The sequence below is a fragment of the Aeromonas sp. Y311-2 genome, from assembly GCF_027706025.1.
Classification (GTDB): Bacteria; Pseudomonadota; Gammaproteobacteria; order Enterobacterales; family Aeromonadaceae; genus Aeromonas; species Aeromonas veronii.
In genome coordinates this window covers 102672-108671 of sequence record NZ_JAPDCL010000016.1, presented here as the reverse complement: position 1 = coordinate 108671, position 6000 = coordinate 102672, and the positions used below count along the sequence as shown (strand labels likewise).

Below are 6000 nucleotides of genomic sequence, written 5' to 3'. Positions count from 1 at the left end.
ACCACCGGCGAAGTGACCCTGGCCCTGCTGGACAACGTCTGGCACGGCGACACCACCAATGCGGATGACAGCGTGGCGCTGACGCTGGGTCAGGGTGTGCTGACCCTGGTGCAGACCGTGACCGATGCCGACGGCGATAGCGCCAGCGCGTCTGTGGACCTGGGCGCCAACGGTGTGTTCCGCTTCGAGGATGACGGTCCCAAAGCAAACAATGTCCAGGCTGCCTTGGTACTTGACGATGAAGGCCTTGTTGGCGGGATCAATGGTGGTTCTGGTGATGTGGCAGGGGCCAACACCAGCGTCACGGGCAATCTGGTTTATCAGGCCGGGGCTGATGGCCTCAAATCGCTTGAACTCTCCGGGCCTAATGCGTTGGGAAGTGAAAGTGTGACCTCAACGTGGGATGCCCAAAGTGGAACCTTGTCTATCAGTTCCACTCGTGGTGTCTTGATGACGGTCACCATTACCGACCCGAGCACTGGTGCCTACTCGGTGAAACTTCTGCAGCCATTGATGCACACAGGGGTTGATACCGAAGACACTCTCACCCTCAATGTGGGCTACAAGGTGACAGATGGTGACGGGGATAGTGCCAGTGGCGTACTTGCAGTCACAATTAACGATGATACGCCGACAATCCAGGTGGGTGAGCTGTCCCTGACTTCTTCAGTCACTTTCCTGGGTAGCAACGCCGGTTATTCAAATAGCTATGGCTATTACATCAAAGGTGATGATGGCACCCCGTTGTCCGGCAAAGTCATCTGGGCAAATGTTCACAGTCAGAGTGTGGGAAGCCAGACAGATATCAGTTCGTTGGATCCTGCTCATACCGGATTCTTTGTTATCCCCAATGGAGGTGCCAATCCCGGTCTTGGCGATGGTGCCGCCGTCACATTCCAGTTTATTAATGGCAAGTGGCAGGCATTCGTTGGCAGCACTGCGTTGAGTGGGGCCGATGGTGCCAACATCGTGTTCAGCGATGCGAGCCTCAACCCTGGCGGTTCACATTTGCAGGATACTGGTAGCGCAGGCAACCAAAATTGGGAGGATATGACCCTCAACTCGGATTATGACTACAACGATGTCAGTACCACTGTGACTTGGGGCGGTGCTGTGCAGTTGCAGGTCGATGAGTCCAACCTCAATCATGATGCAACAGCTGACTTTAGTGGTGTGTTCAACGTACAGCCGGGGGCAGATGGTCTGGGATCCAAGAGCTACAGCTTGAGCATACAAAATGTAAATTCAGGCTTGATTGATACAACAACAGGTGAACAGATCAGACTAGTTATGAATGGCTCAACGATTGAAGGGCGTACTATAACCACCGGTCAGTTGGTGTTTAACCTTAGCGTTGACGGCAGCGGTAAAGTAACTCTTGATCAATTACGAGCTATTGAACATCCGACTTCTGATCCCGATGAAGTCAAATTCCTCGGCTCTGGCCATATAAGTTTGACACTGACCGTTACCGATAAGGATGGTGACCACACTAGCGGTCGACTAGATATCGGTAAAGTTATCAGCTTCAAAGACGATGGCCCGAGTATCAGCGCCAACGCAGTAGTGCAACTGGACGATGATGCCCTAGCGGGCGGCATAGCTGGCGGCACGGGCGACGACCCGAACGCGGTCAACGTCAGCGGAATTCTGGGCCACAGCTTCGGTGCCGACGGCGCTGGCAGCATCCAGTGGCTGACCAGTGGCGCACCGGGCGGTTACACCTATGAAGCGGGGTCTGGTGGTTCACTGCTGGTCAAACAGGCTGGCGTGACCGTGCTGACGGTGACGCTGAACAGCGCCACGGGTGCCTACAGCGTGACGCAGAATGCGCCGATCAAGCATGCCGACGGTAATGACGAGAATAACGCCACCTTCACGCTGAACTACCGTGTTACCGATGCCGACAAAGACAGCGTGGATGGCAGCCTGACCATCAACGTCGACGACGACATCCCGACGGTCAGCGCTAACGCAGCAGTGCAACTGGACGATGATGCCCTGGCGGGCGGCATAGCTGGCGGCACGGGCGACGACCCGAACGCGGTCAACGTCAGCGGAATTCTGGGCCACAGCTTCGGTGCCGACGGCGCTGGCAGCATCCAGTGGCTGACCAGTGGCGCACCGGGCGGTTACACCTATGAAGCGGGGTCTGGTGGTTCACTGCTGGTCAAACAGGCTGGCGTGACCGTGCTGACGGTGACGCTGAACAGCGCCACGGGTGCCTACAGCGTGACGCAGAATGCGCCGATCAAGCATGCCGACGGTAATGACGAGAATAACGCCACCTTCACGCTGAACTACCGTGTTACCGATGCCGACAAAGACAGCGTGGATGGCAGCCTGACCATCAACGTCGATGACGACATCCCGACGGCGAATGCAGTAACCAACTCGGGTCAGGCCACTCAGGTGCAAAATACCAACCTGATGTTGATCCTCGATATTTCCGGCAGTATGGGTGATCCATCGGGCTATCAAGGCATGACCCGGATGCAGGTGATGCAAAAATCTGCCTTGGAGTTGCTCGACAAGTACAGTGCCTATGGCACCGTTATGGTCAATATCATCACATTTGCATCCTCTGCTACTAACCCAACCAGTATCTGGGTCAATGTGGATGTGGCCAAGTCGACCATATTGGGGCTGCAACCATCAGGTGGTACTAACTATGACGATGCTCTAAATGAGGCGATCAAGGCCTTTGGCGATACAGGCAGGCAGACTAATGCACAAAATGTCTCCTATTTCATGTCAGATGGTCAGCCCACTGCGAATGCATTGAGTGGCTCAGCCGCTTCTGTCCCGGATGGCAATAACGCCCTTGGTGGTGGTAATGGCATAGATGGTGACGGCCCAACACTGAGTGGAGAAACCAAAGATTGGGCTGATTTCCTTACAGCAAACAATATCAACTCGTTTGCGCTAGGGATGGGCTCAGGCTCTACACAGTCTGCACTTGACCCCATCGCTTACAATGGCGTCAGTGGCGCCAGCCCGGCGAATACAACCGCTGTGGTTGTGACTGATTTCAGCCAATTGGCCGCTACGCTTTTGAGTACTGTTATTGCGCCACCGCTGGCGGGTCAAATGATCAACGGCATAGTGGCCAGTGCCGGGGCGGATGGTGGCTGGCTCAGCTCCATTACTGTGGGGGGGGTAACCTATACCTACAACCAGAACACGGATACATCGGGTGTTTCTGGCGGTACGTCGGTTGGGACCTTTAACCAATCAACAAACGAATGGACTATTGCGCTGGCTGGCGGCACCCTCAAGGTAGATATGGACAACGGGGCGTATACCTATACTCCGCCGTCTTCTATACCGGCAGGGGGCATAAACCAGGTCGTGGGCTATGGCATTACCGATAAGGACGGGGACACAGCGTCCAGCACTCTGGCCATCGTGATCAAGCCAGCGGTTGGTCCGACGGTGGTACGCGATGATTTCATCATCACCAACCAGGACCCTGCAACCGTTCCGGATTGGGCGTTGCTTGTCAATGATACCGGGCCGCTGGCTGCGACCCAGATTATTACGGGCGTCTCTGGGGCCGTTGGTGGGACAGTGACAGATAACGCGGGTTCGGTGACGTTCGATGATACCTCTGGCAGCGCAACCCCCAGTAGCTACGAAGGGTCATTCAACTACACCAATAGCTCGACCACAGATACGGCCAAGGTCTTCGTGGATGTTCAAAGCGGGGCAACGCTCACAGGAGGATATCTGGACGAGATCCTCATCGGCGGGACGGGGGCGGATACGCTCAACGGCAATGCTGGAAATGATATTCTGCTGGGCGGTGCCGGTAACGACGCTTTGAATGGTGGCGAGGGTAACGACATTCTTGTTGGCGGTGCAGGCAACGATACCTTGAACGGTGGTGCTGGCAACGACACGGCCAGTTACATCGATAGTACGGCCGGTGTCACTGTTAAGGTCAATGGTAATAATCAGGCGACCGGTGGTGCGGGTACTGACAGTCTGAGCAATATGGAAAATCTGGTGGGTTCCATGTTCAACGACAGTCTGACGGGGGATGGCAATGCCAACGTACTGAGCGGTTTGGTTGGAAGCGACATCTTGAGCGGTGGTGGCGGCGATGACTTGCTCCTTGGTGGTGCTGATGGCGACACCCTGACAGGTGGAGGCGGTAAAGACACCTTTAAGTGGGGGGCGGGTGATATCGGTGGTGTGGATGTCATCAAAGACTTCACCACCGGCACTGGCGGAGATGTACTGGATATAAGCGAGTTGCTCACTGGCGAACATGCCAACTCTGGTTCGCTTGATGCGTACCTCAATTTCAGTAGTGATGGGCCAGGCACAAACAAATCAACATTGACTATTGATTTGGATGGTACGAATGGAGGAACCACCCACGTCATAAAATTTGACAGTATTGACTTGACGACCCTGGGTAACAGTGACTTGCAGATTATTCAGAAGTTGCTGGATGACGGTAACTTGAAGGTTGATCCGTAACCTTGTCTTGGGGCCGGGCTTGCCTGGCCCCTGTTTTTTCCTCAAGGGGATGGATAAGATAGCGGCAGTAGAGGAGAGGGTTAATCATGCAGTCATTCAACTGGGTCGACATTGATGGCATCCGTTATAGCTGGGATGGGCAGGGGAACATTACCTGCGCAGGCCAGTTTGGCTATCAGGCCTCGATCGCGGGGGATCGGCTGGATGGGATGGAGATTGAGAATGAGGCCGGTGATGTAGCGGGCTCGCTCTATGTTGACTTCGCTACTGCCTCTATCACTTATGTGCCGGTCATGGATACCGAGTCTGCCCATAACATGATTCTGGTTGGCCATCATCAGGGGCAGCAGGAATATCCGCTGGCCAGTTTTCACTCTCCGTTGTTGCAAGATTTGCTAGGACCATCTGATACCATCCCTTGGTCTGCGATGGAGGAGGATAGTGGTGGCACCAATATCGGACAGGCGGTGCAAGGACACGTTCTGTCGTGGGACTCGTTCCATTTCGATGATGAGGTGTTGGTCTGTGGCGCGGCTCCTGCGCTGGATATGGCAAACCAGAGCCAGGATCCCGGCAGCATGGTCACCATTAGTCTCGATCTGACCAATCAGATACTGGATCAGCTCCCCCCCTTGCACGATATATGAATCCCGCAGCTGCACGGGCATAATGGCCTCAATCTTTCCGATTGAGGTTTTTTTCTATGTGGCGTCCCCTTCTTACTCTTTCCGCTCTGGTTGTCAGTGCTCCGCTGCTGGCGATTGAAGTGCCGCAAGCGCCCCATCTGGTGGTGAGCGGTTATGCCGAGCAGAAGACCGAACCCGATATGCTCACCCTCAATGTGGCGGTGAGTGCACTGGATAAGCAGGGCCTCAAGGCCAAGCAGCAGGTCGATACCAAGGTCGCAGCCTTTTTCAGCCAACTGGAAGGGTTGGGGATCAAGCGCAGCGATGTTGAGGCTGGCAACCTGATGGTCTCTCCGGAATATCAGTATGGCGAGAACAAGAAGCCGGTATTGTTGGGGTATCGTGCCCAACGGCAATTGGCGGTCAAACTCTATCAACTGGATAAATTGAGCCCCCTGATGGATACCGCCCTCAAAGCCGGGCTGGAGTCTGTATCCCAGATTGAGTACGGGTTGAAGTCGCCGCAGGTCATCAAGGAGCAGGCCCGTTTGAAAGCAGTTGAGGATGCCAAAACCAAGGCTGAATCTCTGGCCAAGGCGTTCGGTATGAAGCTTGGCAAGGTCTACAGTGTGGAGTACCGCAATGCTTCGCCCATTACCGCCTACAGCCGCAACCTGAAGGTGGTGCAGGCCATGGCGATGGCTGCTCCCGCGCCGGATATGGCGGACAACAGCTATCAACAACAGCAGATCACGGTAAGTGATAATATCGAGGCTGTTTTCTTGCTGGAGTGATGCCCGTCGTTTAAGTCCAGTCATGAACAACCCCGCCATTTGCTGCGGGGTTTTTATTGCACATCGATGCAGATATAAAAAAGCCGACGCTC

3 protein-coding genes are annotated in these 6000 nt (G+C 54.8%); all 3 read left to right on the top strand.

Features of this window, described 5'->3' with window-relative positions:
- Positions 1-12: 12 nt before the first annotated feature.
- The 3 genes from OKC42_RS15480 to OKC42_RS15470 all read left to right on the top strand — a co-directional run bounded on the left by OKC42_RS15480 (position 13) and on the right by OKC42_RS15470 (position 5908).
- A complete protein-coding gene (locus OKC42_RS15480; RefSeq protein WP_270820197.1) occupies positions 13-4488 on the top strand; it encodes a DUF5801 repeats-in-toxin domain-containing protein in 4476 nt (1491 codons plus the stop codon).
- A gap of 86 nt (positions 4489-4574) precedes the next feature.
- The gene (locus tag OKC42_RS15475) at positions 4575-5135 is read left to right on the top strand and encodes a hypothetical protein (RefSeq protein ID WP_005337339.1); all 561 of its coding nucleotides are present in this window, start codon (positions 4575-4577) and stop codon (positions 5133-5135) included.
- 56 nt (positions 5136-5191) lie between these two features.
- Positions 5192-5908, top strand: coding sequence for an SIMPL domain-containing protein (locus OKC42_RS15470; protein ID WP_181281650.1), 717 nt, complete (start codon positions 5192-5194; stop codon positions 5906-5908).
- Positions 5909-6000: the final 92 nt, after the last annotated feature.

Excerpts from the sequence above, each read along its gene's own strand:
- OKC42_RS15470 (WP_181281650.1), top strand. The coding sequence starts at position 5,192 with ATGTGGCGTCCCCTTCTTACTCTTTCCGCTCTGGTTGTCAGTGCTCCG.
- OKC42_RS15475 (WP_005337339.1), top strand. The coding sequence starts at position 4,575 with ATGCAGTCATTCAACTGGGTCGACATTGATGGCATCCGTTATAGCTGG.